We start from the raw sequence: 26548 nt of genomic DNA, 5'->3' as shown, positions 1-26548 counted from the left end.
ACCGTAGAAACCCTTAACAGCAGTGCGCCTCCTGTTCGGCCTGCGGGCCGGACAGGAGGCCGCGGAACAAGATGAACATCTCAGTTCACCTCATAAGTTCGGCACCATCTTCCTCTGACTTTGAACGAGTACCCCGAGCGCGCAGCCATCCCCAAATCGTGTGCCCCACGAGAGCAACTGCAACAACGATGGCAATGATTCGACTGACATTCCAGGTAGTCAAAACTACCTGAGGTTGCCCACGATCCTCGTTTTTCAAGCGCATGGAGGTTTCAAAATAGACAATCAAGGGAAGAAGCAGCCGGAATGGCAGGCCGCCAATTCCTGAGATTCGCGCCAAATTACCCACGAATCCAAGAGGCGCCCCAAAGATGAAAGCAAGAATCCCCCAGTAGAGGATTTTTCCTCCGGATGAACTGTAGACGATTAACCCGTTTGCGGCAGCCAGGAAATCCTTAAGCATATAATAAGCGACCACACCGATGGCCAAACCCACGGACGCAAGAATGGTTGACTCAATTTTTGACTTACAAAAATATCCGACCATGAATGCGTAGCAAGCCCACAACCACCCGCCGGAAAAAATGACATTTACCGCCGAACTGGCGACATTATTCCAATTTCCCGCAAATGGCCCCACCAGGCCGAGAAGCAAGCCAAGCCCCAGTAATGCCACCACCGAGCCGACCCGAGCGCGCGTGAAATGCATTATTCCCTTCCACGTCCAAGCAGATTAACCCACTTTCGGGGCTCTCTGCCGATTTCGGCAGAGAGCCCCGAAAGTAATTCGAACTCGTACCTACTTGGGAAACATCCCAACGAGTACTGCGACTAGGCGTTATTGTAATACGTGTAGCAGGTGTAGGCACTGCCGATGTTCGTTACGGTGGCATCGGAGATGTCCCCAGCGCCCACCCAACCGCTGTAGTAGTCCTGATTCATGACTCGCACCGATGATTGGTGCTTCACATTAGCAATGTAGCGCGACCAGCACTTCTTCTTCGGCCCGACGCCACCATTAAGCTCTGAACCGTAGCACCAGGTGCCGTGTGTTACCTCTTTACAGGTTCCTGCGAACAATTGAGCGGAGCCCGTCGGAATCTGCAGCTTTACGACGCCCCACTCAGAGGGGTTACCCATGCCCGCAGGAGGCTTCACTCCGTCACCACGCTTATGGATGACGGGCTCACCCACCTTAAGTTCCGCGAGGGCATCGGCCTGAGCAGCAGCAGGCACAGTGACTCGCTGGTCTTCTGCAAGCGCCGGCGTGGCAGTACCACCCACTATGAGCGCTAAGCCTGCAACGGCAAAGGCTATCGATCTTCCGAACTTCTTCACTGCGTTCCCCCTCGATTGACCTACTGACGTCAGATCCAGAGAAATCCTCAGCGAAGAACCCCCAGCAGTCAATCAGATACAAAGTTGCACACTAAACTAGTGGCTGGTTAAGTTTCCTGATTCGATCAATTTGACCCATTTTAGTCAGCCATCGCATCTCTCTTTCCATAATAGATTTCACGACCAAACGGCTTGATTCGGACCTTCGCCTACAGCAGGCGGGGAAGGGGTTATGCCCTGTCGAGCCCAGCATCGTCGACCAACCAACCGGTCTTGCCCGCACAGTGACAACTCCCCCTCTCGCCTTCGGGCGGGAGGGGGCTTTCGTCGTGCTCGGAGTCAGCGCTTCAGCTCGGCGGCGAGTCGCAAAGCCCGTGACCACGGGTACTTCTTCAGCTGTTCACCGCCGGTGCCCGGTTCGTGCGGCTCCCACTCTCCCGGTCCGTACAGGACCCGCACACCCCACTCGCGCAACACGTCCACAGACCGCCGCGTCGCCGGATGCGCGTCCAACGCGGTCGACCAGAACGGCAGCGCCACGACGGGCACGCCGACGCCGACCATCTCGGTGATGAGTCCTAGGGCGTAGGTGTCTGCGATGCCCGCAGCCAGCTTGTTCGCTGAGTTCATCGTCATCGGCGCACACACCACCGCGTCGGCCTTGGGGTTGCTCTTCTCCTCGCCCGAGCGGCGCCACGACGAGCGGACCGGGCGGCCCGTCATCTCCGCCAGCCCGGCCTGGTCGATGAATCCACCTTCGACCGCGGCAGGCGTACCGATGACGCACACCTCCCACCCGTCGTTGACCGCCTCGCCCACCAGCCTGCTGAGGTCTGCGGCGGGGCCAGCCGCACAGGCGATGACGTAGAGGACCGCGGAGGTCATACCGGCACCGCCGCACGTGAGGCCAGTTGTCTCAGCTCGGGCAACCTGGCGGCACGGTCGCGGGACACCATTTCCCCGATGAGCTCCTTCACCACTGGTCGCGACAAGACCTCTTCCTCCGCTTCCTTCTCTGCGGTCAACAGCGCGGTGACCGCCTTGTCGGGCTGCCCGCACAGGTGGAGGGCGCGGGCCACGTCCATCCAGTACACCGCGCGCCGCTCCGTCACTGCGAGTTGGGTGACGTCGACCTTGCGGGCAGCGTCGAGCGCCTGGCCCGCATTGCCCAGGGTCAGGGCGATCGAGAGCCGGTGCTGCTGGACGTTCTGCAATCCGAAGGCGGTCCACTCCAGGTTGCTGCTCTCGTCGAGGAGTTTCGCCGACCGTCCCGCCTCGTCGAGCAGCTCGGCCGACGTATCGGCATCCCCGCCTACGGCAGCAGCCCAGGCTCCACGAAGGAGCAGCGCACCGAACACAGCGGTCTTCGCTGGTACCTTCCTCGACACTTCACCGCTGAGCTGGTCCGCGCCGACGATGGCGATCCGGATCGCTTGCTGCTTGTGCCCCACGGCTGCAACTGCCTGGGTCAGGCTGCGGGATGCTGCGGCAATCAGCGCCGAGTCACCCACCCGCCGTGCTGCCGCCATGGCCCGCTCCGCGGCGATCCAGGCAGATGCTGCATCCTCGGCCTTGAGAAGCAGCGATGCTGCCACGTGAAAGGCGTGGACCGCGGCGATGTCAACTTCTCTCTGCTCGACCTCCGCCTCTCGCGGCTGCGCAAACTCGATCAACAGGCCTGGGAGCTTCCCCGCCAGCTGCGAGTAGCGGCAGGCCTGTACTTGCCGCTTCGCGGACGCGGTCGCCCGGAGAATGGACTCAACACTGCTCGGGCGGGACGGTGCGGGAAGCGTGCCTGTCAGCACATCCCGAATGCCCGACACCGGATCGGACGGCGGAGCCCCGAGCAGATCAAGGGCGGAGTTCGGAAGTGCTGCGGCGCCGACCGCAGTCACTGAGCGGGCCATGAAGACGCGTCGATTCACCCCTTCATCGTGAACCGGCCCCAGCCCTCCCGACGCCGCGAGATTTCGTGGCCGTCGACGGAATCCGAGTTCTTCAGGGGAGCGACCAAGCAGTGCGGTCAGCACGGCGCGGGCGGGGGGATGTGGCCATCCCGGCCGGGAGGATTCCCACCGCCGGATCTGACGGGCGGTCACCGTGGCATTCACACCCAGCTCAACGGCCTTCTCCTGGAAGGACTCGACGAACTTTTCCTGGGTGTGGATCCCGGCGGCAACGCGCGCCTGGACGAGAAGAGGGTTTCCGGGCGGCGCTGGCATCGTTGGCCTCCACGTGCGTGTCTTACACACGGTAGCCACGGTGGGGCGTTCTCGTCTCGAAAATGTCCTCTGAAATGTCCCCTGAAGCGCCCTGTGATCCGGCCTCGTCTTGACACCTCAAGTGAGGTGTTCTTCAGACATGAAGTCGACTGGTCAGACAGGTTGCAGCTCGTCAGCGACCGCCGCCACCGAGTGGCTTGCCCGAGCACACAGCGTGCCTCCTCAAGCGCAGGCTGAGTGGGCGGATCAGCGGATCGCGATGCTGCCACTCGGCGTCCGCTTCGACACGATCCGGATCCCGGCCGAGGTGTTGTACGCGGCGCTCGTCAACGTCCGCCCGGCCGCCGTGAGTCCGCTGCTGGAGCAGCTGCTCGGCGGTCCGGTGATCCAGGACGCGAACCGGTGGTTCTACCCGCTCGTACCGATCGGGCCGGCGGACCGCTGGCAGTCCCGCGCAGCCGAGTACCTCGGAAAGGGTGGGTGGCTCGGGGTGCCGCAGGTCGATCAGCTCGCCCCGCCCGGCGCCCACTGGATCGTCCCGGTACGCGCACCCGGACGTCTCTGCCGCTTGCAGTCTGTGTCCGAGCTGGTGGACATCGGGGCCGCCCGCCTCGCGTGCGGGATGTCGTCATGACGGCCTCGACCACACCGTCCGCGACGGCGTACCGGACACCGGAGTGCCGCAGCGACGTGCACGCCATGTGCTCCGGACCGCGACGCGAGATCCGGCTGCCCTGGATGCAGTCGACAGACCTCCCGGTCGAAGTGCTCCGCTGCGCGTGCGAGTGCCACCGCCGCAAGACTGCCGAGGCCGATCGGTGAGCACCCTGCACGGCCACGAACTGAAGGTCACCCAGTACGAGACGGTGCGGATGCCGGGCGACCTGGTGCACGCCGCCGCACGCAGTACCGCCCCTCGCCGCGTTGCCGCGTTCCTCGCCCGGTTCTTGGAGGGACCGGTGGTCTGTGCTCCAGGAGACGGCTGGTATCTGGCGCTCACCCAGCCGACCGGCTCCGGCTGGTACCGAAGGGTCGACCCGGACGCACTCGGTGAGGTCGTCCGGGTAGAGGACCGTCCGGTCCTGCCGCCTCCTGCTCGCACCACCCCGTGCAGCAAGGGGGCGTTCTGGTCGACGTCTGTCCAGCCGGGAGGGGAACTCTGCCGGATGCTCACCGTGGCCTGGCTGCTTGGTATAGGTGACCACGCCACCAGATGGGCGGCGATGTGGGAGGTCACCTCACATGACGACTACGTACGAGGTGTCAGAGCTCCCGTGATCGCTGGCCGGAAGGCCGGGTGACCCACAGACCCCGGTGGCTCGCTGCCCTACCCAGCGGGCCACCGGACGCACCAAACCCGAGGAGCAGCGCGTGCTACAACCCCCGCTCCGCCGAGCCGCCCCACCAGATGAGGACCTGGTCTCGGGTCATGCCGAGGGTGTCCCGCAGTGCGGCCAGCTCGCGGTCGACAGCACGACTCGACAGACCGACGCGAGCACCGACACGGGCTTGAGCGCAGCCCTTTTCCAGCTCGCGCAGGATGCTCCGCTGCTGGCGGTTGGTCACCGAAACGCCAGCATCCGGCGCCACCGTCTGCCACGGGGTCGCGTCAGCCCAGAATGCCTGGAACCCCCTTCTCACCCACGCGATCACGGGTTGGTCGACAACGTGCAGGCCGGAGTTCTCGTCCGCGTCGAGGACGTTGTCGATGAAGAGGTGGCGGCCATCGACGATGACCATGCGGGGGAACCCCCTGCTGCGGAGACGCACCTCGCCACCCGCACTGATGAGATCTGCGGCGTACTGCTGCGTCCCTGGGTCGGACCGTGCGTCACAGTGGTACAGGGCGCGGTTGGTGATGCCAGATCGTGCGGCGTCGCGCCCTCGCATGTGCCCGACCTCCTGTGCGTCCGGCCTGCGCTCGGCTGGTGGCTGAGGCTGAGCTGTGAGCAGTTCGCTCGTGGCGGTGGCGAGGGTCTCGCCGATGCGGGCCTCCATCTCGGCGCGGCTGCCGAGGAATTCGCTACGCGGGCCGCCGAACCATCTGTGTGGGTCGAAGTGCCTGGCGAGCTCGGTCAGTGCGGGCGCGGTGGCCATGATCGCGGTGGCCTGTGCAACGACCGCGGCCTGAGTGCTGAGGAGTTCATGGGCCGCCGCGCGTGGGTCGAGGGCGACATAGGGGCGCCGGTGCGTCGGATCTTCGGCCACGAGGCCAAGGGCCAGGAGTCGATCGACGGAACGGCCGTCGGGTACGTCGTCGCCTGCTGCGATGGCCGTGTAGGTGTCGACATCGTCAGGTGTCAGCGGTTCGGTGCTCATGGTGGTGCCCCCGTTGCTGGCGAGATCTCGCCGGGCGAGATGTCGCCACGCGAATGTGTGGATCTGGTGTACGCGCATATGCCAGGCTACGAGCACAGAGCGCGAATCGGATACACGTTCGATAAACATGCAGGTCAACAGGAGGGCCATCATGCGCACCAGGACACAACGCATAGCGACCGTCGCCGCACTACTCACCCTCGGACTACTCGCTCCAGCAGCAACAGCCGTGGCCGACTCGGCAAGTGATAGAGGAACAGCGGTCATCGCGGGTGACCCCGGATGGGGATCCGCTTCCGCCGAGGAGCCGCGCACCACCGAAGCGTCCGCGAAGGATCCGGGCTGGGGCTGACAGGCCCTCCAAACCCGCATCCGGGACACCCCCAGCCCGGCACGGCACTCCGTGCCGGACAGGCCGCCTGCCCGTCGTGAGTACCCCCTCGTCGACGAGCGGGCGGCTCCTGTCTCTTTAAAGCGGTTCATTTCATCGCGATAGGTGATCACCCGTGACATATGCACGCTAACTCTCGTTAGCCAGTTCGGCCAGGGTGGGGAACCGTCGACCTCCTCGGGTGACACCCCACCCTGGTTTACCCACAACGGCCCCGGCGGCATTCGCTTGGGGCCGCTGGCATTCCCATGGGAGACCCATGGGAGAACGATCTTGCCAGTCAGGGCTAACTCAAGCTAACTCGAACCATCTAGGACTAAGAGCCGGATAGGCGTATGCGCAGGTGAGCCGCTGACCTGCTCCTTTGCGGTGGACACCGTTGATCCAGACGATCACAGTGCCCCCTCTGCCGTAGCCCCCAGTGGACTGCCCGCAACACCCTGCCACGAACAGCGGGACCGGCGGCATGGTGCCTGGAGCAGTTCGCGCACACAACCGTGTCCGTCCTGTGGCCGGGACGGGGCAACGCACCGCAGGTGAAACGGCGTCGATGCAGATAACGGGGGCGCCCCGGGACGACTGCGACCGTGACCCGCCGTCACGGAGTCTCGTTGGGCGCACAGAGGTACAGCAGGAGCACGAAGAGAGGGATGCGGCATGAACCGCACGGTTTTGCAGCGATTTCCGGCCGGTGGTCCGCGCGGCAGCTGGCCCGCCGAGGAGTACGCGCACGCCCGCCGGGCGGAGGGGTGCCCGGCGGAGGTCGTCATGGACCTGGACGCGGACGCCTTTCTGGTCGTGGTCGCCCAGGGGTCCGGGGCGGAGCCCGTGGCCGCCTGAACTCCCCTTCGCCGACTGCTGACTTCTGCCTACCGGGCGGGCTTACCAGGTGGGGCGGGCGCTGATGCCGCCGTCCACCACCAGGTTCGTACCGCTGATCCAGGTGGCGGCGTCGGAGGCGAGGAAGACGCAGGCGTTGCCGATGTCCTCGGGGCTGCCGAGCCGTGCGAGCGGTGCGTTCTCGCTCCACCGCCGTACTCCGTCCGGCCAGTCGTCGGCGAGACCGGGGCGGTCGATCAGCCCCGGCGAGACGGTGTTGACGCGGATGCCGTGGCGGCCGTGTTCGAGGGCGGCAGAGCGGGCGAACATGATCAGGGCGGCCTTGGAGGCGCAGTAGTGCGCATGGCCCGGGGTGGCCATGGTGCCCTCGATCGACGCGATGTGGGTGATGCTGCCGCCCCCGCGCGCAGCCAGCAGGGGTGCGGCGGCCGCGGTGCAGGCGAAGGCGCTGGTGGTGTTCGTGTCGTACACCTCGCGCCAGTCGTCGGCGGTCATGTCGGCGAGGTCCTGCACGGGCTGGATTCCGGCGTTGTTGACGAGGGCGTCAAGGCCTCCGCGCCAGTCGGCCGCCGTCTCGACGAGCCGCACGCACTCCGACTCGCGCGACAGATCGGCCTGTACGGACAGGGCCCGCCCGCCCGCGTCGACGATCCGGGCGACGAGCGCCAGGGCGGACTTCTCGTCGTGCCGGAAATGGGCGACGACATCGGCCCCTGCGGCGGCGAACCGCTCGGCGATGCCCCCGCCGATCAGACCGCTGGCCCCGGTGACCAGCACCACCCGTCCGTCGAGACGGGGCAGGCTCACGTCACTCATCCTCAGCACCTCCGGTCATCCGCAGCGGCGCACCACTCCGGCACAACTCGCTTATCCGCGCGGCCTGTTGGGGGTACTGGCCGGCGAGCTTAGCGGCGTCCGCCCCTTCGTAGTCGGCGGGCAGGAATCCGGGTGCCATCGTCGTCCCGAACAGCGACCAGGCACCTCCCTCGGCCACCCGCGCCGCCATCCACGTCCCCGCCCGTACGACGTACTGCACCGGCCCGCCCCGCTCGAAGTCCCCGAGCAGCACGATCCGGTCGCTCCCGTCGGGTTCGAGCAGCAGCAACTCCAGCGGGTCGCCCCGGTAGAAGTGCCACACCTCGTCGGCCGGCAGCCGGTGCAGTGCGGAGAAGTCCCCGGGAGCGGACGTCAGCAGCACCATGATCGCGGTCCCGGCCGGCCGGCCCGTGTCGTCGGCTGCCCCCGCCCAGGTCTGCCGGAACAGCCCGCCCTCCACAGGCAGCGGCTCAAGCCGGTAGACCTCGGCCAGCCGCCGGGCCTCCACAAGCGCGCTCGCAAGTTCGGTCACCGACGGAACCTACCGCGCGGAGCCCCCCGCGAAACGGACTGCGGCCCACCCCGGCCGGAGCCCGTCACCCCTTGGTCGAGCCCAGCGTCAGGCCCGCGATGAAGTGGCGTTGCAGGAGCAGGAAGACGATCAGGGTGGGCAGGGCGACGATGACCGAGCCCGCCGCCAGGAGGTTGTAGTCGGTGAAGAACTGGCCCCTGAGGTTGTTGAGGGCCGAGGTGACGGGGAGTTTGTCGCCGTCGGAGACGAAGACCAGGGCCCACAGAAAGTCGTTGTACATCCAGGTGAACTGGAGCGTGCCGAGGGCGGCCAGGGCCGGGCGGGACAGGGGCAGGACGATGCGCCAGTAGCGGGTCCAGACTCCGGCGCCGTCGACGATGGCGGACTCCTGGATCTCGTACGGCAGCGCCCTCATGAAGTTCGAGAGGACGAAGACGCAGAAGCCGAGCTGGAAGCCGATGTGGACGATGATCACCGCCCAGTAGGAGTCGAACATCGTCATCGAGTCGGACATCCAGTAGGGCAGCGGGATCTTGTTGAAGACGACGTAGAGGGGGGTGACGATGACCTGTTGCGGCAGGAGGTTGCCCGCGGTGAAGAGCATCAGGAGGGGGATGGTCCAGCGGGCGCGGAGCTTGAGTCCGGTGGTGGCGAAGGCCACGAAGGAGGCGAGGAAGAGGACGACCAGGACGCCGGGGACGGCGATCAGGAGGGTGTTGAGGAAGTACTTGACCATCCCCGAGTCGGTGAAGGCCTGCCGGTAGTAGTCGAGGGAGAGCTTGTCGGGGAGGGAGAAGTAGCCGCGCTCGGAGGTTTCGTCGTACGGGCGCAGGGAGGCGTACACCGCGAGGGCGAGCGGGGCCAGGAAGCCGAGGGAGACCGCCATCAGGAAGGCGTGCAGTCCCAGGCGGCGGCCGGTGATGCGGCGGCGGGGCGGCCTCGGGGGCGGTGACTTCGGGGCGGACGGGGGTGCCGGGGTGGCGGTGGCGGCGGTCATCGCTTGCTTTCCCCTCGTAGTTCCTGGACCAGGTACGTCGCCACGAACCCGAGGGAGACCAGGAGGAGGACGACGGCTATGGCGGAGCCGTAGCCGATGCGGCTGGCCTCGCCGATGATGTTGTCGGTGACGAGGACGGAGAGCACTTCCAGGCCGTTGCGGCCCTTGTTGATCGCGTAGACGATGTCGAAGGCCCGCAGGGATTCGATGACGGTGATGATCCCGACGATGACGTTGACCGGACGCAGGGTGGGAAAGACGATGCGGAAGAAGGTCTGGGCCTCGTTGGCGCCGTCGATCGCGGCGGCTTCCTTGAGGGTCTGGTCGACGGCCTTGAGGCCGGCCAGGTAGAGGATCATCACGTAGCCGGTGTGCCGCCAGGCGGCGGCGAGCAGCACCACCCAGAGGTTGAGGTCGGGGTCACCGAGCCAGTCGGTGGGGTGTTCGGTGTTGCCGAGCAGGGCGTTGAGCGCGCCCTGGTCGCGGGAGAAGACCAGCTGGGCGATGAAGCCGACGACGGCGAGCGAGAGCACGACCGGCATGTAGAGCGTCGACTGGTAGAAGCGGCTGAAGCGGACGCCCCGGTCGATCAGTACGGCCAGGAAGAGGCCGAAGGGCGCGGCGACCAGGCCCAGGAAGGCCAGCCAGAGGAGGTTGTGGCGGACGGCCGGCCAGAAGGCGGGGTAGTTGGTGAAGACGTTGGTGTAGTTGTCCGTTCCGGCCCAGGTGATCTCGCCGAGCCCGTCCCAGTGGGTGAAGGACAGGACGACCGAGGCGAGGGTCGGACCCCAGACGACGAACACGTCGAGCAGCAGCGGCACGCCCAGCAGCGCACCGAGGACGAGGAGATCGCGTCGGGTGAAGCGCCGGGCCCGCTTTCTGCCCTTTCCGGGTACGGGGCGGGTGGCGCGCGGCGCGGTGAGGGGCGGCACGGTCATGTGCTCCAAGGACGCGGTGCGGACGGGGGGTCGGTAGTGGCGGGCGGGTGACTTGCCGGTGTCGTGCGGCGGAGTGCCGATGACGTCGCGGGGACGTGCGGTGGAATGCGGTGCGGTGGAGGGGCGGCGACGTCGCGGTGACGTGCCGTGGGAGTGCGGCGGGGGCGATGGAAGGGCGACGACGTGCCGTGCGAGGCGGTGGAACGCGGGCGGTGGAAGGGCGACGACGTCGCGGTGACGTGCCGAGGGATGCGGTGCGGTGCGGTGGAAGGGCGACGGCCTCCCGGTGGCGTGCCGGGGGGATGCGGCGGGGCGGTGGAAGTGCGACGACGTGCCGTGCGAGGCGGTGGAATGCGGACGGTGGAAGGGCGACGACGTCGCGGTGACGTGCCGAGGGATGCGGTGCGGTGCGGTGGAAGGGCGACGGCCTCCCGGTGGCGTGCCGGGGGGATGCGGCGGGGCGGTGGAAGGGCGACGACGTGCCGTGCGCTGCGCTGCGGTGGAAGGGCGACGGCCTCCCGGTGGCGTGCCGGGGGGGATGCGGTGGAAGGGCGACGGCGTCCCGGTGACGTGCCGTGCGATGCGGTGCAGTGCGGTGGAAGGGCTACGGCCTCCCGGTGGTGTGTCGTGGGAATGCGGTGGAGGGACGATGACATGAGGGGCAGGTGGCGGCGAAGGGGCGGTGGCGGGCCCTGGCGTGGCGCCGCGTGGGGGTCAGGCCGAGGCGAAGAGGGTCTTCTTCTGGCGCTCGATTCCGTTGACCAGTCCGTCCACGTCCTTCGGGTTGCTGATGAAGGTCTGGATGGCGGGGATCATCACGGTCGTCGCGAAGTCCGGCCGGGTGTCGCGGTCCAGGAACTGGGAGATCTGCTGGGAGCCGGAGATCAGCTCGACCGACTTCCGCTGGAGCGCCGAGTAGCCGGAGATGTCCGCCTGGTCGCTGACCGCGACGGCGGTCGGGTCGCTGGCGAGGTAGAGGTCCTCGGCCTTGCCGGTGGCCAGGAAGCGCAGCAGGTCCTTGGCGCTCTCCATGGTCTTCTTGTTCTTGAGGTTTTTGGCCTTCTTCGCGAGCAGGAAGCCGTCGGTCGGGGCCTCCACCGCGTCCCGCCCGTGCGCCGGGTCGATCTCGGGGAACGGGAAGAAGTCGAGGTCCGCCTGGTCCGCCGCCGGGAACTGCTGCCCGGCGTGCTGGAGGCCGAGCACGACCATGCCGCTCTGCCGCTTCTGGAGGGTGAGCGCGGACTCCTGCCAGGTGCGGCCGTTGGCGCCCTCGTGGCAGTACGGGAGGATGCGGCGCCAGGTGTCGAAGACCTCGCGGACCTTCTTGTCCGTCCAGGACTCCTTGCCCGCCATCAGCGACTTGTGGAACTCGTACCCGTTGGTGCGCATGTTCAGGTAGTCGAAGGTGCCCATCGCGGGCCAGCCGTCCTTGTCGCTGAACGCGATCGGAACCAGCTTGTCCTTCTGCATCTGCTTGGCCAGCGCGAGGTACGCGTCGAGGGTCTTGGGTACCTCGTAGCCGTGCTTGGCGAAGACGCTCTTCCGGTGGAAGACGGCCCACGGGTAGTAGTAGTACGGCACGAAGTACTGCTTGCCGTCCTCGCCCGTCGACTGCGCCTTCACCGCCGGGGAGAAGCCCTTGAAGTCCGCCCAGAGGTCGCTGATGTCGTACAGCAGGCCCTTCTTCGCGAAGAACTGCATGCGGTAGCCGGCGAACCACATGAAGACGTCGTTGGGGCTGCTCTGCAGGTAGCGGTTGATGTTCTCCTGGAAGGAGTTGTGGTCGACGGTGTTGACCTCGACCTTCCTGCCGTCCTTGGCCTGCTTCTGGTACGCGGCGAACGCGTCGGCGTACGCCTTCTTCGGTACGGCGTCGGAGGCGTTGGAGCCCACGGAGACAACGTTGCCGTCCCCGCCGGGCCCGCCCCCGCAAGCGGTGAGCAGTGCGGGCAGGGCCACGGCCCCGGCTCCTGCGGCGGCCCCCCGCAGCAGGTTCCGGCGGGACATCCCGGTCCCCTCGTGGATCGGCATCTGCGGACTTCCTCTCCTAGGGGGCCGCCGGAAGCACCCCGGCACAACCCAACACAATCGAACGGAAGAGTTGGATCCCACCCCCAACTCCCGTTCCCGTCAAGAGTTTTGACCGTCCATCAGCCAACCGTTACTCGCTCTCTTCCAACAGGCTCCAACAAGCTCTACCGTAAGCGCGCAGCGATGACACGTACATGACGCCTCACTCTCGTCCGTGAGTACCCCGCGTCACCACGAGTACGGAGGAACCGCACATGCACCGTCCGACCGAACACTCCCGCCCCACCGGCCACTCGCGCCGCCGAAGAGTCGCGGGGATCGCGGGAACTCTCACTGCCGCGATGCTGCTGGGAGGCGTGGGACTCACCGGGCAGGCAGCCCAGGCGGCCCCCGTCCCGGCTCCGGCTCCGGGCCCGGCCGCCCCTGCCCCCGGCGCCGGTCCCGCAGGTCCCGCCGGCCCCGTCGCCCCGCAGCCCCGGCTCCCCGACGGTCTCGCCCTCACCCCGCCCATGGGCTTCAACAACTGGAACTCCACCTACTGCCGTGCCGAGTTCGACGAGGCCATGATCAAGGGGATCGCCGACATCTTCGTCGAGAAGGGCCTCAAGGACGCCGGGTACGAGTACGTCAACCTGGACGACTGCTGGGCGAAGCCGGAGCGCGACGCGGCGGGCAAGCTGGTGCCCGACCCGGTCCGCTTCCCCCGGGGGATCAAGGCCGTCGCCGACTACGTCCACGCCAAGGGCCTGAAGTTCGGCCTGTACAGCAGTGCGGGTACCAGAACCTGCGACAGCGTCGGCATGCCCGGCGGGCTGAACCACGAGTACAGCGACGCGAAGCAGTTCGCCGAGTGGGGCGTCGATTTCCTGAAGTACGACAACTGCAACAACCAGGGCGTGGACCACATGCTCCGGTACACCACCATGCGCGACGCGCTAAAGGCGGCGTCCGCCGAGACCGGCAGGCCCATCCTCTACAGCCTCTGCGAGTGGGGCTCGTACAAGCCGTGGGAATGGGGCAAGGACGTCGGCCACATGTGGCGCACAACGGGTGACATCAGGGACAACTGGGCCTCGATGCTGGGGATCATGAAGCAGAACCTGCCGCTGGCGAAGTACGCGGGCCCCGGCGGCTGGAACGACCCGGACATGCTGGAGGTCGGCAACGGCGGCATGACCGGCACCGAGTACCGCACCCACTTCTCCATGTGGTCGATCATGGCGGCGCCGCTGCTCATCGGCTCCGACCTGCGCAAGGTGACCCCGGAGACCTTCGACATCCTGTCCAACAGGGAGGTCATCGCCGTCGATCAGGACAAGCTCGGCAAGCAGGGTGCCGTGGTGACGTCCGAGGGCGGCCGGTGGGTGGTCGCCAAGGAGATGGCCGACGGCAGCCGTGCCGTGGCGCTCTTCAACGAGACCGGCGCCCCGCAGCGCATCGCCACCACCGCGAAGGCGGTCGGCCTGCCCTCGGCGACCGGCTACCGGGTGCGCGACCTGTGGGCGAAGAGCACCGGGCACACCTCGGGGACGCTCGCCGCGACGGTGCCCGCGCACGGCACCGTGATGCTGCGGGTGTCGACCGAAGGGAAATGGGCGCAGCTGCCGCCGGTGGTCGAATCCGGCCTGGACAACGCCCCGTTGACCGAGGCGGGGCAGACCGTGAAGACCGCCTCCACGGTCGCCGACCTGGGCCGCACGCCCGCGCTCGACGTCTCGGTGAAGCTGACGGGCCCGGCCGGCTGGCAGCTCCGCGCCACCTCCGCCACCGGCAAGGCCGCGCTGCTCGGCGGCAGGAAGTTCCGCACCGGCTGGAGCGTCACCGCACCTGCGGGCACCGCGCCCGGGAGCTACGGGCTCACCCTCACCACCTCCTACCTCGCGGTCACCGGACAACGGCTGACCACGTCGGCCCCGGCGGCGGTGCGGGTCGCGGTCGCGCCGCCCGGCGGGGTCTCGTACGCCAGTGATCTCGGCGCGTTGACGTCGGCCAACGGCTGGGGTCCGGTGGAGAAGGACCGCAGCAACGGCGAGGCCCCCGCGGGCGACGGCCAGCCGCTGACCATCGGCGGCCAGGTCTTCGCCAAGGGCCTCGGCACCCACGCGGCGAGCGAGGTCGCGTACTACACGAACGGGAAGTGCACCGCCTTCACCGCACAGGTCGGACTCGACGACGAGAGCGGCACCAAGGGCACCGTCGCCTTCGAGGTGTGGGCCGACGGCAAGAAGGCGGCAACGACGCCGGTGCTCGACAACGCGGCCGCCGCACAGCGGATTTCGGCCAATGTGAGCGGGGCGCAGGTGGTCCGGCTGGTCGTCACCGACGGCGGGGACGGCGTCCAGTACGACCACGCGGACTGGGGGGACGCCAAACTGAGCTGCTGAGGCAGGCGTGGGGGCGCGGTCAGCCGTCAGCTGTCAGCCGTCAGCCGGGGAGGTGCTGCGGCTGTTCGCGCCCCTGGAGCGCTGCCGCAGCCGCTCCCACCAGGCCCGCTTCGGTGCCCATCCGCGCGGGCACGACCTTGATTCCCCGTACGAAGGAGAGCGCGGCGTACTCCGCCAGGGCCTGGCGCAGCGGGCCGAAGAGTACGTCGCCCGCGCCCGCCACTCCCCCGCCGATCACCGCGATGTCCACCTCGACGAGGGTCGCGGTGGCGGCGATCCCTGCGGCCAGTGCCTGTGCGGCACGGGCGAAGGCGGCGAGTGCGACGGGGTCCCCGGCCCGGGCGGCTGCGGCCACGGCGGCGGCCGTGGTGTCGCCGTCGGGGCCGGGGGTCCAGCCCTGTTCGGCGGCGCGGCGGGCGATGTGCGGGCCGCTGGCGATGCGTTCGACGCAGCCGCGCGAACCGCAGGGGCAGGGGTCGCCGTCCAGGTCGACGCTGATGTGGCCTATGTGTCCGGCGTTTCCGGTGGGGCCGGGGTGGAGCTGCCCGTTGAGGACGAGGCCGCCGCCGACTCCGGTCGAGACGACCAGGCACAGGGCGTTGTCGTGGCCCTGGGCCGCGCCCTGCCAGTGCTCGGCGGCGGTCATCGCGACACCGTCACCGACGAGCCGTACCGGCAGGTCACCGGCGCCCGCGTGGACCCGCGCCACCAGCGGGAAGTCGCGCCACCCGGGGACGTTGACGGGGCTGACCGTGCCCGCCGAGGCGTCCACGGGGCCCGCGCTGCCGATGCCGACGGCGGACACCCGGGACCACAGCGGGGACGCGGTCAGCTCGGCGAGGACCTTCTCGACCGCGCCCATCACCCGCTCGCCGTCCTCCTGGGCGGGGGTGGGCTGCTGGGTCTTGAGGTGTATCCGGCCGGTGTCGTCCACCAACGCACCTGCGATCTTGGTGCCGCCGATGTCGAGCGCGGCGACGAGGTCGGTGAACTCGGTGTGCATCGGTGTCGCGTCTCCAGGAGGAAGGGGTGGAAGGTGCTGAGGGGGATGAAGAGGGTGGGGTGTGTGAGGGAACCGGGTGGTCAAAGGGCTAGGCCAGTCTCCATTTAGCTGACAACGTTGTCCAGGTGTCAGCACCCTATGCTCGGTGCCGCACCGCTCCGTTCCGCTCAGTACCGCTCCGTACTTCGTCCCCGCCGACAACCGACAGGACAGCGCACCGTGGCCGACACCGCCCTTCCCCCTCCCGCCGCAGGAAGGACCCCGCGTCCGGTGCCGTCCCCGCACCGCTACGGCAACCGGCCGACCATGAAGGACGTCGCCGCCCGCGCGGGCGTCGGCCTCAAGACCGTGTCCCGGGTCGTCAACGCGGAGCCGGGAGTCACTCCGGACACCGAACGGCGCGTCAAGGAGGCCATCGACGCCCTGGGCTTCCGCCGCAACGACAGCGCGCGGGTGCTCCGCAAGGGCCGCACCGCCAGCATCGGTCTCGTCCTGGAGGATCTGGCCGACCCCTTCTACGGGCCGCTGAACCGGGCCGTGGAGGAGGTCGCCCGTGCGCACGGCGCGCTCCTCATCAACGGTTCCAGCGCCGAGGACCCGGACCGCGAGCAGGAGTTGGTGCTCGCGCTGTGCGCCCGCCGGGTGGACGGGCTGATCGTGATCCCGGCCGGGGACGACCACCGCTATCTGGAGCAGGAGATGGCGGCCGGGGTCGCCACCGTCTTCGTGGACCGCCCTGCGGGCAAGGTCGACGCGGACACCGTGCTCTCCGACAGCTTCGGCGGGGCGCGCGACGGGGTGGCCCATCTGATCGCGCACGGCCACCGCCGGATCGGCTTCATCGGCGACCAGCCCCGCATCCACACCGCCGCCGAGCGACTGCGCGGCTATCACGCGGCGATGGAGGACGCGGGCCTCGTGGTCGACCCGTCGTGGGTGGCACTGGGCAGCACGGATCCGGACCGGGTACGGGAGGCTGCGACGGGCATGCTCGGCGGACCGGCCCCGGTGACCGCGCTGTTCTCGGGCAACAACCGGGTGACGGTCACGGTGGTCCGGGTACTGGCGGACCGGGAGCGCTCGCGGGAGCGGCCGACGGCCCTGGTCGGCTTCGACGACTTCGAGCTGGCGGACCTGCTGGTGCCGGGGGTGACGGTGGTCGCGCAGGACGCGGCTGCACTCGGCCGCACGGCGGCGAACCTGCTGTTCCGCCGGCTGGAGGACGCCTCGCACGATCCGGTGCGGGTGGTGCTGCCGACCCGGCTGATCGCACGGGGGTCGGGCGAGACGACCCCGGCGGGCTGACCGCGGACAGGGCACGCGCTGGGTGCCGTCACCCGGCACCCAGCACCCAGCACCCGGCACCCGTCACCGGTCAGCAGGTCGGCAGGCCCGGCAGCGGCTTGTCGTTGTCGCCGCCCTTGAGGTAGACGACGCTGACGTACACGTTGGTGTTGCCGCTGTCGTCGTCCGTCCTGGCCCACCAGACGTTCGTCCAGTTGCCGTAGGTGACGCGTCGGCCCAGATTCGTCTGGCAGTAGAAGTAGTTGGTGCCCGCGTTGAGGGTGCCCGCACGGTCGCCGTTGGCGCGGATCGAGTCGGAGGTGCGCCAGACGTTGCAGTTGTACTTGCCGCCGCCGATGCCGTGGCAGACGGGCGCGGGTGCCGGGGGCGGCGGGGGCTGGTTGCCGCCTCCTGCGACGGCACCGCCGCCGGCTGCCGCACCGCCGCCACCGGACGCGGGGCCTCCGCCGGAACTGGCCGTTCCGCCCGAGCTCCGGGAGCCGCCGGTGGCGGTGGAGCCGTTGCCGCCCGTGGCCGCAGGACCGGTGGGCTTGCCGCCCGCACCCGGGGTGGGCTTCTTCCCGTCGGCGTCCTTGCCCTTCCCGTCCTTGCCGTCCTGCCCGCCCTTGCCCTTGCCGGTGGGCGCGGGGCCCTCGGTCTTCTTCGCGGCGTCGGTCGGCAGCGCACCGGGGGCCAACGGCCCTTCCTCGCCCGGCGACTTGGCGGCATCGGAGCTGTTGGCCGCAGGGGTGCTGCCCGCCACGTCCTTCTCGCCGCCCCGGTCGCCGAGCGCGTACGTCACCCCGGCACCGATCAGCAGTACGGCCGCGACTCCCGCAGCCACCACGGCCTTCCGGCGCCCGCCCGATCCCTCACCGACAGGCGCGGGCACGGACGCGGGCGCGGCCCCCGCTCCGTTCACCGGCTGTCCGGCCGGGATGGGACCGCTCTGGAAGGCGGACTGCCCCGCCGGAGTCGGCCCGGTCTGGTACGCGCCCGGCGCGGGCCCCGCCCCGTATCCGGCGTGCGGGGTGTGCGGGGTGTGCGGGGTATGAGTGTGCGGGGTATGCGGGCCGAACCCCGGGGAGGGCTGGACGTACGGAGCGGGCGCGGGCGCCGGGGCCGGGACGGGCGCGGGCCCGAATCCCTCCTGCGCGGCGGGCGGCTGGGCGGCGTCCGCCACCTGGGCCAGCAGCCGCGCCGCCTCCGCCGCGTCGGGCCGCTGTGCCGGGTCCTTGGCCATGAGCCTGCGCAGTACGGGCGCGAGCGGCCCGGACCGTACCGGCTCGGGCAGCGGTTCCACCACGATCGCGTTCAGCGTCGACCAGGTCGACGTACGGCGGAAGGGCGAGCCGCCCTCGACCGCCGCGTACAGCGTGGCGCCGAGCGCCCAGATGTCGGACGCGGGTCCCGGCTCCTGGCCCTGGGCGCGCTCGGGCGCCAAGTAGTCGAGGGAGCCGACCAGTTCGCCGCTGCGGGTGAGGTGGGTGGTGGAGCCGTCGCCCGGATCCTCGATCGCGGCGATGCCGAAGTCGGTGAGGACGACGCGGCCGCCGGCGTCCAGCAGGATGTTGCCCGGCTTCACGTCCCGGTGCAGTACGCCGACCCGGTGCGCGGCGCCCAGCGCGTCCAGCACCCGGGCGCCTATGGAGGCGGCCTCGCGCGGGTCGAGGAGCCCCTTGTCGGTCAGTACGTCGTCCAGGGACGGTCCTTCGACCAGTTCCATCACGATGAGCGGGCGGCCCTCGTGGTCGGCGACGTCGTGCACGGCGATCACGCCGGAGTGCCGGATGCGGGCTGCGGCGCGGGCCTCGCGCTGCATCCGCACCTTGAGGTCGGCCAGTTCCGGGCCCGAGGCGTCGTTGTACGTCCGCAGTTCCTTGACGGCGACCTCACGGCCCAGCACTTCGTCCACGGCGCGCCAGACGACGCCCATGCCACCCCTGCCGAGCTGCTCGATCACCCGGTAGCGGCCGGCCAGCCGCTCGTTGTCCCCCGTTGCCACCACTGCCCCGTTCCGTTCCGCCGGATGTGCTCGCGAACAGACTACGGGGCAGCGGTGACAGCGGAGTGCGGGGTCACGAAGCGGTGGCCGTGAGGTCCCCTCGGCGCGGCGAGGCGAAGCCCTCCAGGTCAGCCGCGGTCAGACCGCTGAGCCTGGCGACCTCGGCGGCGTCGAGGGCACCGCACTGGATGCCGCGCAGCAGGTAGGAGGCGAGCGCCTTGGCGGACGCGGGCTCGTCCGCGACATCGCCGCCGGTGACCTGGTTGGCGTAGGCGGCGAGGCGGGCCGCGGCCTGTTCGAAGCCCTCGCGGTAGTAGGTGAAGACGGCCGCGTAGCGGGTCGGCAGGTGGCCGGGGTGCATGTCCCAGCCCTGGTAGTAGGCGCGGGCCAGGGCGCGGCGGGTGAGGCCGTAGTGCAGGCGCATCGCGTCGTGCACCTTCTCCGTGCTGCCGACCGGCAGGACGTTGGTGGAGCCGTCGGAGACGCGGACCCCGGTTCCCGCGGCGGCGACCTGCATGACGGCCTTGGCGTGGTCGGCGGCCGGGTGGTCGCTGGCCTGGTAGGCGGCGCTGACGCCGACGCAGGCGCTGTAGTCGAAGGTGCCGTAGTGCAGTCCGGTGGCGCGGCCCTCGGCGGCCTCGATCATGTGGGCGACGGTGGCGGTGCCGTCGGCGCCGAGGATGGACTGGCTGGTCTCGATCTGGATCTCGAAGCCGATCCGGCCGTCCGCCAGGCCGTGCGCCTTCTCGAAGGCCTCCAGGAGGCGCACCATGGCGGTGACCTGTGCGGGGTATGTGACCTTGGGGAGCGTCAGGACCAGCCCGTCGGGCAGGCCGCCGGCCTCCATCAGACCGGTGAGGAAGACGTCGAGGGTGCGGATGGCCCGGTCGCGGACGGCGGCCTCGAAGCACTTCATCCGGATGCCCGTGTAGGGGGCGGCGGTGCCGTTCGCGTACGCCTCGGCCACCAGGCGGGCGGCGCGGGCGGCGTACTGGTCCTCCTCGTCGGCGGGGCCGGTGTAGCCGTCCTCGAAGTCGATGCGGAGGTCTTCCACGGGCTCGCGCTCCAGCTTGGCGCGCACCCGGTCGTACACGGCGTCGGCGAGCGAGGCGTCCAGGCCGAGCACGGCCGCGAACGAGGCGGCGTCGGGGGCGTGTTCGTCGAGCATGGCGAGCGCCTGGTCGCCCCAGGAGCGGATGGTGCCGCTGTCGAAGACGTTGCCGGGTACGTAGACGGTGTGGACGGGCTGCCGGGTGCCGGGGTCTCCGGGGTAGCGGCGCGCGAGCTCCTCGTCCACGGATACGAGGGAAGCGCTGATCTCCTCGCTGACCGCGCCGGCGAGGCTCGTTGCCACCTTCTCCTGCTGACCCATTCCAACCCTCCACGTTTCCGCTTCACGGAATCAACAATCCGCATAGCGAAGTTAATGCGGCCCACGACCGGAGTCAATGGTTGCCTGGCACACGTATACGAAACGACTCGGGGCCGCCCGGCGAAAATCGCCGCGCGGCCCCGAGTCGTACGGAAATCGCAGGTCAGCCCTTGCGGGACTCGACCTCGTCGGTCAGCTGCGGAACGACGGCGAACAGGTCGCCGACCACGCCGTAGTCGACGAGCTCGAAGATCGGCGCCTCGGCGTCCTTGTTGATGGCGACGATGGTCTTCGACGTCTGCATACCGGCGCGGTGCTGGATCGCACCGGAGATGCCGGAGGCGATGTACAGCTGCGGCGAGACCGACTTGCCGGTCTGGCCGACCTGGTTGGAGTGCGGGTACCAGCCGGCGTCGACGGCGGCGCGGGAGGCGCCGACGGCGGCACCGAGCGAGTCGGCCAGCTTCTCGATGATCGCGAAGTTGTCGGCACCGTTGACGCCGCGGCCGCCGGAGACCACGATCGCGGCCTCGGTCAGCTCCGGGCGGCCGGTGGACTCGCGCGGGGTGCGCGAGACGACCTTGGTGCCCTTGGCTGCGTCCGAGAAGGTGACGGACAGCGCCTCGACCGCACCGGCGGCCGGAGCGGCCTCGACCGGGGCCGAGTTCGGCTTCACGGTGATGACCGGGACGCCCTGCGAGACGCGGGACTTGGTGGTGTACGACGCGGCGAACACGGCCTGCGTCGCGACCGGACCCTCGTCACCGGCCTCCAGGTCGACGGCGTCGGTGATGATGCCGGACTTGATGCGGACCGCGAGACGGGCTGCGATCTCCTTGCCCTCGGCGGAGGACGGGACGAGCACGGCGGCCGGGGAGACGGCGTCGTACGCGGCCTGCAGCGCGTCGACCTTCGGGACGACGAGGTAGTCGCCGAACTCCGGGGCGTCGGCGGTCAGCACGCGGGTGGCACCGTGCTCACCGAGTACGGAGGCGGCGGCGTCGCCACCGGCGCCGAGGAAGACCGCGACGGGCTCGCCGATGCGGCGGGCGAGCGTCAGCAGCTCCAGGGTGGGCTTGCGGACGGCACCGTCCACGTGGTCGACGTAGACGAGAACTTCAGCCATGGGAATGCTCTCCTGCGAGTGCGAAGAAACGGGGAAGGGGGCGTCCGGTCCGGACTAGATGAACTTCTGTCCGGCCAGGTACTCGGCGAGCTGCTTGCCGCCCTCGCCCTCGTCCTTGACGATCGTGCCCGCGGTGCGCTCGGGGCGCTTGTCCGCGGAGTCGACCGAGGTCCAGGAGCCCTCCAGGCCGACCTGCTCGGCGTCCAGGTCCAGGTCGTCCAGGTCCAGGGACTCCACCGGCTTCTTCTTGGCGGCCATGATGCCCTTGAACGACGGGTAGCGGGCCTCGCCCGACTGGTCCGTCACCGACACGAGCGCCGGGAGGGAGGCCTCCAGCTGCTCGGTGGCCGAGTCGCCGTCGCGGCGGCCCTTGACGACACCGTCCTCGACCTTGACCTCGGAGAGCAGCGTGACCTGCGGGACGCCCAGGCGCTCGGCCAGGATCGCAGGCAGGACGCCCATGACGCCGTCCGTGGACGCCATGCCGGTGATGACCAGGTCGTAACCGGTCTTCTCGACGGCCTTGGCGAGCACCAGCGAGGTCGCCATGACGTCACTGCCGTGCAGGTCGTCGTCCTCGACGTGGACTGCCTTGTCGGCGCCCATCGACAGCGCCTTGCGCAGCGCGTCCTTGGCGTCCTCGGGACCGACCGTCAGGACGGTGATCTCCGCGTCGTCGGCCTCGTCGGCGATCTGCAGCGCCTGCTCGACGGCGTACTCGTCGAGCTCCGACAGCAGACCGTCGACATCGTCGCGGTCGACCGTCAGGTCATCGGCGAAGTGCCTGTCGCCGGTGGCGTCGGGCACGTACTTCACACAGACAACGATCCTCAAGCTCACGCCGGCTCTCCTACTGCATCGTCTATTTGTCGGCTGCCTCGTTGCAGGCAGCATAGGCGCCTGAAGGGGCGGTTTCCGGTCGGGGCGGGTTGCGCCCCGACCAAAATATTACTCGTCAGTACACCCAGAGCGTTCCCCGTAAGCAAGCGCTTTGAACTGTGACCTTGCCAACGCTGTGTAATCGCCGACATGCGCCGCTTTCCGGGAACTCTCAGTCGCGCAGGGCGTTGAAGCGCCCCTGGTGGTACAGCAGTGGCCGGCCCTGGCCCGAGGGGTCTCCCTCGACGACCTGGGCGAGCACGATCCGATGGTCCCCGGCGGGCACCCGGGCCACCACCCGGCACACCAGCCACGCCAGTACGCCGTCCAGGACGGGCACCCCCTCGGGGCCCGTGTGCCACCGCGTCGGCGCGCCGAAGCGGTCCGCCCCGCTGCGCGCGAACGTCCCCGCCAGCTCCTCCTGGTGCTCCCCCAGGATGTGTACGCCGATGTGCTCGGCGTCCGCGAGCACGGGCCAGCTGGAGGAACCCGTACCCACACCGAAGGACACCAACGGGGGCTCCGCGGCAACGGAGTTGAGGGACGTGGCGGTGAAGCCGACCGGGCGTCCGTCACGGCCCGCGGCGGTGATCACGGCGACCCCCGCGGCGTGCCGGCGGAAGACCGAGCGGAGCAGATCGGGTGCGCCCTGCCGGGGCACGGTGCGTTCCGGGGCGAGGGTGGGCTGAAGCGTCATGGAATTGTCCTTCGGCGGGAGCGGAGGGTGCGGCTGAGGTGTCCGTGGCTGCTCAGACACCACGACAGCGCGCGCTCGCGTTGCGGGCCAGATCGACGTCGGCCCGCCCGTACAGAAGGAGTTCCGGGGGCATGACGTCACCCTGACGACAGGGGCCGCGCACCGTCAAGTGCGCACCGGGTCCCGGCCGGTAGGAGATTGATCACGTTGTGTCACGCGACGGCGCGCCCCAGGGCCGCGATGACGTCCACGCGGCGCGGCTGTCCGGCCGCCCGGCGCACGATGCGGCCGCCCGCGTCCAGGACGAGCACGGTCGGTGTACTGCTGATCCCCAGCTCCCGTACGAGGGCGAGGTGTTCCTCGGCGTCGATCTCGACGTGGGTGACGCCCTCCACCATCGCGGCCACCTCGGCGAGGATCCTGCGCGTGGCGCGGCAGGGCTGGCAGAACGCGCTGGAGAACTGGACGAGGGTCGCCCGCTCCCCCGGTTCGGCCCCGAGTTCGGCCGCTCCCAGCCGCCGTTCCCCTGCCCGTTCCCGTTCCCGTTCCCGTTCCGGCATATTTCACCCTCCCCTTACACACCGCTTGTCACAGTGTGCAGCGTGTCCCACGGTGTCGCGATTCCCGGCCATGCTGCCGGTGACGCGCGAGCGACAGCAGGTCAGGGCATGGATGGACATGGCATGACGTGATGAGAATCTCTCGTTCTGGGTACCCGGGGACTGGCTACTCGGCCGTACATGGGGCACGATCTGGCAGACGCCGAAAACCTACGGCAGCGTAACTTTCACCGGGAGAGCCCTCCCCGGGTAGAGAAGGGTCCCCGTCATGGCAGAACTCGTCTATCGGCCGGTCATCGGCGCCGCACGCACGCTCTTCAAGGCGCTCGACCTCAAGATCGACACTCAGGGTTCTGAGAACATCCCCCGCACCGGCGGGGCAGTGCTGGTCAGCAACCACATCAGTTACCTGGACTTCGTCTTCAACGGCCTCGCCGCGCTGCCGCAGAAGCGGCTGGTGCGCTTCATGGCCAAGGAGTCGGTCTTCCGGCACAAGATCTCGGGACCGCTGATGCGCGGTATGAAGCACATCCCGGTGGACCGCAAGCAGGGCGAGAACGCGTACAAGCACGCACTGGACTCGCTGCGTTCCGGCGAGATCATCGGTGTCTTCCCGGAGGCGACGATCTCCGAGTCGTTCACGCTGAAGAGCTTCAAGTCGGGCGCCGCCCGGCTCGCCCAGGAGGCCGGCGTACCGCTGATCCCGATGGCGGTCTGGGGCACCCAGCGCATCTGGACCAAGGGCAAGCCGCGCAACTTCGGCCGCAACCACTTCCCCGTCACGATCCGGGTGGGCAGGCCCGTGGAGGCCGGTGCGGACGAATACGCGGGCGCCATCACCCGGCGGCTGCGCGAGCGCGTGCAGGAGCTCCTGGAGGCCGCTCAGCGCGCCTATCCGGTGCGTCCCCGGGACGACAAGGACACCTGGTGGATCCCGGCCCACCTCGGCGGCACCGCGCCCACCCCGGCGCAGCTGCGCGAGGCGGGCTGAGCCCTCGGGCCGACCCCTCGGGTCAGTGGGCGAGGGCGTTGGGCAGCGCGTCCCAGAGCTGCGGCCGGTCCGCCGGCTCCTTGAGGACGCGCAGCACCTCCGGTTCGGGCGCGGCGTAGAGGACGGGATAGTCCACTTCGCCGCGCCCTTCCCGCGGTATCCAGGCCAGCCGCTCGCCGTCGAGCGAGAATTGCGCGTCCACCCCCGGTTTGTTCCCCCGGCAGTCCTGGCGGTGCCACGCGCCGTGGAACCGTACGGCCACCAGCCCGTGCACACAGTGGCCGCTCGCGCCGTCGTACTCCAGGCGCTGGTAGCAGAGCGCCGTCGGAATGTCCTCGGCGCGCAGCAGCGCCGCGAGCGCGTGCGCCTTGGCGTGGCAGATCCCGGTGCGCCGGGCGAGGACGTCGGAGGCGCGCCAGGTGACGGTCATATCGCCGGAGTCCGCCGAGTGCGGGATGGTGTCGCGGACGAATTCGTAGGCCGCGCGGGCGTATGCATATGAGTCCGAGGCGTCGGCGGCGAGGCGCGCGGCCGTCTCCCGTACCAGCGGATGGTGATGGTCGACGGCCTCGTCGGCCGCCAAGTAGGCGGACAGATCAGGGGTTTGCTGGATCAGTTCCATGGTCGGGGAGCATAGGAATGCGACCACCCGCGAGTCAATGACTTTACGGATGATCGCATACTTATGCAGCGAGAGGCAGGGTGGCGGTCAGCGCGCCATCTCCTCCTTGAGTGCCTGTACGAAGGCGTCCACGTCGTCCGCCGTGGTGTCGAACGCGCACATCCAGCGCACGTCGCCGGCCGCCTCGTCCCAGAAGTAGAAGCGGAAGCGCTTCTGGAGTCGTTCGCTCACGTCGTGCGGGAGCCGGGCGAAGACCGCGTTGGCCTGCACCTCGTAGAGGACCTCCACCCCGTCGACGCCGCGGACGCCCTCGGCGAGCCGCTGGGCCATCTCGTTGGAGTGCCGGGCGTTGCGCAGCCACAGGTCGCGGGCGAGCAGCGCTTCCAGCTGCACCGAGACGAAGCGCATCTTCGAGGCGAGCTGCATCGACGTCTTGCGCAGCCGCTTCATCGCCGTGGGCCGCACCGCGTCCGGGTTCAGGACGACGACGGCCTCACCGAAGAGCATGCCGTTCTTGGTGCCGCCGTACGACAGCATGTCGACGCCCACCGCGTTGGTGAAGGCGCGCATGGGGACGTCGAGGGAGGCCGCGGCGTTGGCGATGCGGGCGCCGTCGAGGTGGACCTTCATGCCGTGCTCGTGGGCGTGGTCGCAGATCGCGCGTATCTCGTCCGGTGTGTAGACCGTGCCGAGCTCGGTGTTCTGGGTGATCGAGACGACCTGGGGCATGGCCCGGTGCTCGTCGTCGAAGCCCCACGCCTGCCGGTCGATCAGCTCGGGGGTGAGCTTGCCGTCCGGCGTCGGTACGGTGAGCAGCTTCAGCCCGCCCATCCGCTCGGGCGCACCGCCCTCGTCGACGTTGATGTGCGCGCTCTCGGCGGCGATCACCGCACCCCAGCGGTCGGTCAGCGCCTGGAGGCAGACCACGTTGGCACCGGTGCCGTTGAAGACCGGGAACGCCTCGGCGGACGGGCCGAAGTGGCCCCGGACCACCTGCTGGAGGTGCGCGGTGTAGTCGTCCTCGCCGTAGGCGACCTGGTGGCCGCCGTTGGCGAGGGCGAGCGCGGCCAGGACCTCGGGGTGGGCGCCGGCGTAGTTGTCGCTGGCGAAGCCCCGTACCGCCGGGTCGTGGTGCCGGCGCGCGTCGGTCCTCGGCGGGTCGGCGGGGCCCTCCGTGGTCACGGAGGTGGTCGTCGTGGTC

26 protein-coding genes are annotated in these 26548 nt (G+C 69.2%); 7 read left to right on the top strand and 19 right to left on the bottom strand.

Translation table 11 applies throughout. The annotated features are described in order from the left end of the window. Nucleotides 1-85: 85 nt before the first annotated feature. The 4 genes from ACZ5PB_RS18560 to ACZ5PB_RS18545 all read right to left on the bottom strand — a co-directional run bounded on the left by ACZ5PB_RS18560 (nt 86) and on the right by ACZ5PB_RS18545 (nt 3560). The gene (locus ACZ5PB_RS18560; RefSeq protein ID WP_468692371.1) at nt 86-709 is read right to left on the bottom strand and encodes a hypothetical protein; all 624 of its coding nucleotides are present in this window, start codon (nt 707-709) and stop codon (nt 86-88) included. A 122-nt stretch (nt 710-831) separates the two neighbouring features. Then, a complete protein-coding gene (locus ACZ5PB_RS18555; protein ID WP_468692370.1) occupies nt 832-1338 on the bottom strand; it encodes a hypothetical protein in 507 nt (168 codons plus the stop codon). 339 nt (nt 1339-1677) lie between these two features. Beyond that, nucleotides 1678-2223, bottom strand: coding sequence for a flavoprotein (locus tag ACZ5PB_RS18550; protein ID WP_468692369.1), 546 nt, complete (start codon nt 2221-2223; stop codon nt 1678-1680). After that, nucleotides 2220-3560 carry a hypothetical protein gene (locus tag ACZ5PB_RS18545; protein WP_468692367.1) on the bottom strand — a complete coding sequence of 447 codons (1341 nt, stop codon included), beginning with the start codon at nt 3558-3560 and terminating at the stop codon, nt 2220-2222. The genes ACZ5PB_RS18550 and ACZ5PB_RS18545 overlap by 4 nt, the downstream gene beginning before the upstream one ends. 259 nt (nt 3561-3819) lie before the next feature. Between ACZ5PB_RS18545 and ACZ5PB_RS18540 the strand changes: the two genes are divergently transcribed. Genes ACZ5PB_RS18540 through ACZ5PB_RS18530 form a run of 3 tightly spaced genes read left to right on the top strand, consistent with a single transcriptional unit; the run spans nt 3820 to nt 4861 of the window. Continuing rightward, on the top strand, nt 3820-4194 hold the full coding sequence (locus ACZ5PB_RS18540; protein ID WP_468692365.1) for a hypothetical protein: 375 nt from the start codon (nt 3820-3822) through the stop codon (nt 4192-4194). Then, the gene (locus ACZ5PB_RS18535) at nt 4191-4382 is read left to right on the top strand and encodes a hypothetical protein (RefSeq protein ID WP_468692363.1); all 192 of its coding nucleotides are present in this window, start codon (nt 4191-4193) and stop codon (nt 4380-4382) included. Before ACZ5PB_RS18540 ends, ACZ5PB_RS18535 begins: the two co-directional genes overlap by 4 nt. Continuing rightward, nucleotides 4379-4861, top strand: coding sequence for a hypothetical protein (locus ACZ5PB_RS18530; protein ID WP_468692362.1), 483 nt, complete (start codon nt 4379-4381; stop codon nt 4859-4861). The genes ACZ5PB_RS18535 and ACZ5PB_RS18530 overlap by 4 nt, the downstream gene beginning before the upstream one ends. A 73-nt stretch (nt 4862-4934) precedes the next feature. Here ACZ5PB_RS18530 and ACZ5PB_RS18525 read toward each other — a convergent pair whose 3' ends face one another. Next, entirely contained in the window at nt 4935-6032 is a 1098-nt protein-coding gene (locus ACZ5PB_RS18525) for a hypothetical protein (RefSeq protein ID WP_468692360.1), read from the bottom strand. A gap of 895 nt (nt 6033-6927) precedes the next feature. Here ACZ5PB_RS18525 and ACZ5PB_RS18520 point away from each other — a divergent pair. Next, nucleotides 6928-7110 carry a hypothetical protein gene (locus tag ACZ5PB_RS18520; protein ID WP_468692359.1) on the top strand — a complete coding sequence of 61 codons (183 nt, stop codon included), beginning with the start codon at nt 6928-6930 and terminating at the stop codon, nt 7108-7110. 42 nt (nt 7111-7152) lie between these two features. On the opposite strand, the gene ACZ5PB_RS18515 is transcribed toward ACZ5PB_RS18520, so the two are convergent. The 5 genes from ACZ5PB_RS18515 to ACZ5PB_RS18495 form a co-directional block, all read right to left on the bottom strand. After that, on the bottom strand, nt 7153-7926 hold the full coding sequence (locus ACZ5PB_RS18515) for an SDR family NAD(P)-dependent oxidoreductase (protein WP_468692358.1): 774 nt from the start codon (nt 7924-7926) through the stop codon (nt 7153-7155). Further along, nucleotides 7919-8458, bottom strand: coding sequence for a cupin domain-containing protein (locus tag ACZ5PB_RS18510; protein WP_468692356.1), 540 nt, complete (start codon nt 8456-8458; stop codon nt 7919-7921). The genes ACZ5PB_RS18515 and ACZ5PB_RS18510 overlap by 8 nt, the downstream gene beginning before the upstream one ends. A 64-nt stretch (nt 8459-8522) precedes the next feature. Then, nucleotides 8523-9455, bottom strand: coding sequence for a carbohydrate ABC transporter permease (locus ACZ5PB_RS18505; RefSeq protein WP_468692354.1), 933 nt, complete (start codon nt 9453-9455; stop codon nt 8523-8525). After that, complete coding sequence (locus tag ACZ5PB_RS18500) at nt 9452-10393, bottom strand: carbohydrate ABC transporter permease (protein WP_468692352.1); 942 nt, start codon at nt 10391-10393, stop codon at nt 9452-9454. Before ACZ5PB_RS18500 ends, ACZ5PB_RS18505 begins: the two co-directional genes overlap by 4 nt. A gap of 714 nt (nt 10394-11107) precedes the next feature. Then, nucleotides 11108-12400 carry an ABC transporter substrate-binding protein gene (locus ACZ5PB_RS18495; RefSeq protein ID WP_468692692.1) on the bottom strand — a complete coding sequence of 431 codons (1293 nt, stop codon included), beginning with the start codon at nt 12398-12400 and terminating at the stop codon, nt 11108-11110. Nucleotides 12401-12678: 278 nt separating this feature from the next. Here ACZ5PB_RS18495 and ACZ5PB_RS18490 point away from each other — a divergent pair, with 278 nt between their 5' ends. Continuing rightward, complete coding sequence (locus ACZ5PB_RS18490; RefSeq protein WP_468692350.1) at nt 12679-14808, top strand: NPCBM/NEW2 domain-containing protein; 2130 nt, start codon at nt 12679-12681, stop codon at nt 14806-14808. A gap of 40 nt (nt 14809-14848) precedes the next feature. Here ACZ5PB_RS18490 and ACZ5PB_RS18485 read toward each other — a convergent pair whose 3' ends face one another. Beyond that, nucleotides 14849-15811 (bottom strand): ROK family protein, encoded by a 963-nt coding sequence (locus tag ACZ5PB_RS18485; RefSeq protein WP_468692348.1) that lies wholly within the window; start codon nt 15809-15811, stop codon nt 14849-14851. A 306-nt stretch (nt 15812-16117) separates the two neighbouring features. Between ACZ5PB_RS18485 and ACZ5PB_RS18480 the strand changes: the two genes are divergently transcribed. Then, on the top strand, nt 16118-17116 hold the full coding sequence (locus ACZ5PB_RS18480) for a LacI family DNA-binding transcriptional regulator (protein ID WP_468692690.1): 999 nt from the start codon (nt 16118-16120) through the stop codon (nt 17114-17116). A gap of 70 nt (nt 17117-17186) precedes the next feature. Here the strand turns inward: ACZ5PB_RS18480 and ACZ5PB_RS18475 are convergent, their stop codons facing one another. The 6 genes from ACZ5PB_RS18475 to ACZ5PB_RS18450 form a co-directional block, all read right to left on the bottom strand. Continuing rightward, on the bottom strand, nt 17187-19100 hold the full coding sequence (locus tag ACZ5PB_RS18475; RefSeq protein ID WP_468692688.1) for a serine/threonine-protein kinase: 1914 nt from the start codon (nt 19098-19100) through the stop codon (nt 17187-17189). A 73-nt stretch (nt 19101-19173) separates the two neighbouring features. Continuing rightward, nucleotides 19174-20472 (bottom strand): DUF6986 family protein, encoded by a 1299-nt coding sequence (locus tag ACZ5PB_RS18470; RefSeq protein ID WP_468692346.1) that lies wholly within the window; start codon nt 20470-20472, stop codon nt 19174-19176. A 163-nt stretch (nt 20473-20635) separates the two neighbouring features. Beyond that, nucleotides 20636-21598: an electron transfer flavoprotein subunit alpha/FixB family protein gene (locus ACZ5PB_RS18465; RefSeq protein WP_468692344.1), complete on the bottom strand. Its 963-nt coding sequence runs from the start codon at nt 21596-21598 to the stop codon at nt 20636-20638. Between the two features lie 54 nt (nt 21599-21652). After that, nucleotides 21653-22438: an electron transfer flavoprotein subunit beta/FixA family protein gene (locus ACZ5PB_RS18460; protein WP_468692342.1), complete on the bottom strand. Its 786-nt coding sequence runs from the start codon at nt 22436-22438 to the stop codon at nt 21653-21655. A gap of 211 nt (nt 22439-22649) precedes the next feature. Next, nucleotides 22650-23174, bottom strand: a complete 525-nt coding sequence (locus ACZ5PB_RS18455; protein WP_468692340.1) for a flavin reductase family protein — start codon at nt 23172-23174, stop codon at nt 22650-22652. 212 nt (nt 23175-23386) lie between these two features. Next, nucleotides 23387-23734 carry a TlpA family protein disulfide reductase gene (locus tag ACZ5PB_RS18450; RefSeq protein ID WP_468692338.1) on the bottom strand — a complete coding sequence of 116 codons (348 nt, stop codon included), beginning with the start codon at nt 23732-23734 and terminating at the stop codon, nt 23387-23389. Nucleotides 23735-24002: 268 nt separating this feature from the next. Here ACZ5PB_RS18450 and ACZ5PB_RS18445 point away from each other — a divergent pair, with 268 nt between their 5' ends. Beyond that, a complete protein-coding gene (locus tag ACZ5PB_RS18445; protein ID WP_468692337.1) occupies nt 24003-24725 on the top strand; it encodes a lysophospholipid acyltransferase family protein in 723 nt (240 codons plus the stop codon). 22 nt (nt 24726-24747) lie between these two features. Here ACZ5PB_RS18445 and ACZ5PB_RS18440 read toward each other — a convergent pair whose 3' ends face one another. Together ACZ5PB_RS18440 and ACZ5PB_RS18435 are read right to left on the bottom strand one after the other, a co-directional pair. Beyond that, entirely contained in the window at nt 24748-25347 is a 600-nt protein-coding gene (locus ACZ5PB_RS18440) for a transglutaminase domain-containing protein (RefSeq protein ID WP_468692335.1), read from the bottom strand. A gap of 87 nt (nt 25348-25434) precedes the next feature. Beyond that, on the bottom strand, nt 25435-26529 hold the full coding sequence (locus tag ACZ5PB_RS18435) for a threonine aldolase family protein (protein ID WP_468692686.1): 1095 nt from the start codon (nt 26527-26529) through the stop codon (nt 25435-25437). Nucleotides 26530-26548: the final 19 nt, after the last annotated feature.

This window comes from Streptomyces sp. NPDC032721 (genome assembly GCF_055579625.1).
This window is presented reverse-complemented; position numbering and strand designations above follow the sequence as displayed.

Excerpts from the sequence above, each read along its gene's own strand:
- ACZ5PB_RS18560 (WP_468692371.1), bottom strand. The coding sequence starts at position 709 with ATGCATTTCACGCGCGCTCGGGTCGGCTCGGTGGTGGCATTACTGGGG.
- ACZ5PB_RS18550 (WP_468692369.1), bottom strand. The coding sequence starts at position 2,223 with ATGACCTCCGCGGTCCTCTACGTCATCGCCTGTGCGGCTGGCCCCGCC.
- ACZ5PB_RS18545 (WP_468692367.1), bottom strand. The coding sequence starts at position 3,560 with ATGCCAGCGCCGCCCGGAAACCCTCTTCTCGTCCAGGCGCGCGTTGCC.
- ACZ5PB_RS18540 (WP_468692365.1), top strand. The coding sequence starts at position 3,820 with ATGCTGCCACTCGGCGTCCGCTTCGACACGATCCGGATCCCGGCCGAG.
- ACZ5PB_RS18535 (WP_468692363.1), top strand. The coding sequence starts at position 4,191 with ATGACGGCCTCGACCACACCGTCCGCGACGGCGTACCGGACACCGGAG.
- ACZ5PB_RS18525 (WP_468692360.1), bottom strand. The coding sequence starts at position 6,032 with ATGATGGCCCTCCTGTTGACCTGCATGTTTATCGAACGTGTATCCGAT.
- ACZ5PB_RS18520 (WP_468692359.1), top strand. The coding sequence starts at position 6,928 with ATGAACCGCACGGTTTTGCAGCGATTTCCGGCCGGTGGTCCGCGCGGC.
- ACZ5PB_RS18515 (WP_468692358.1), bottom strand. The coding sequence starts at position 7,926 with ATGAGTGACGTGAGCCTGCCCCGTCTCGACGGACGGGTGGTGCTGGTC.
- ACZ5PB_RS18505 (WP_468692354.1), bottom strand. The coding sequence starts at position 9,455 with ATGACCGCCGCCACCGCCACCCCGGCACCCCCGTCCGCCCCGAAGTCA.
- ACZ5PB_RS18500 (WP_468692352.1), bottom strand. The coding sequence starts at position 10,393 with ATGACCGTGCCGCCCCTCACCGCGCCGCGCGCCACCCGCCCCGTACCC.
- ACZ5PB_RS18495 (WP_468692692.1), bottom strand. The coding sequence starts at position 12,400 with ATGTCCCGCCGGAACCTGCTGCGGGGGGCCGCCGCAGGAGCCGGGGCC.
- ACZ5PB_RS18490 (WP_468692350.1), top strand. The coding sequence starts at position 12,679 with ATGCACCGTCCGACCGAACACTCCCGCCCCACCGGCCACTCGCGCCGC.
- ACZ5PB_RS18485 (WP_468692348.1), bottom strand. The coding sequence starts at position 15,811 with ATGCACACCGAGTTCACCGACCTCGTCGCCGCGCTCGACATCGGCGGC.
- ACZ5PB_RS18480 (WP_468692690.1), top strand. The coding sequence starts at position 16,118 with ATGAAGGACGTCGCCGCCCGCGCGGGCGTCGGCCTCAAGACCGTGTCC.
- ACZ5PB_RS18470 (WP_468692346.1), bottom strand. The coding sequence starts at position 20,472 with ATGGGTCAGCAGGAGAAGGTGGCAACGAGCCTCGCCGGCGCGGTCAGC.
- ACZ5PB_RS18465 (WP_468692344.1), bottom strand. The coding sequence starts at position 21,598 with ATGGCTGAAGTTCTCGTCTACGTCGACCACGTGGACGGTGCCGTCCGC.
- ACZ5PB_RS18455 (WP_468692340.1), bottom strand. The coding sequence starts at position 23,174 with ATGACGCTTCAGCCCACCCTCGCCCCGGAACGCACCGTGCCCCGGCAG.
- ACZ5PB_RS18450 (WP_468692338.1), bottom strand. The coding sequence starts at position 23,734 with ATGCCGGAACGGGAACGGGAACGGGAACGGGCAGGGGAACGGCGGCTG.
- ACZ5PB_RS18445 (WP_468692337.1), top strand. The coding sequence starts at position 24,003 with ATGGCAGAACTCGTCTATCGGCCGGTCATCGGCGCCGCACGCACGCTC.
- ACZ5PB_RS18440 (WP_468692335.1), bottom strand. The coding sequence starts at position 25,347 with ATGGAACTGATCCAGCAAACCCCTGATCTGTCCGCCTACTTGGCGGCC.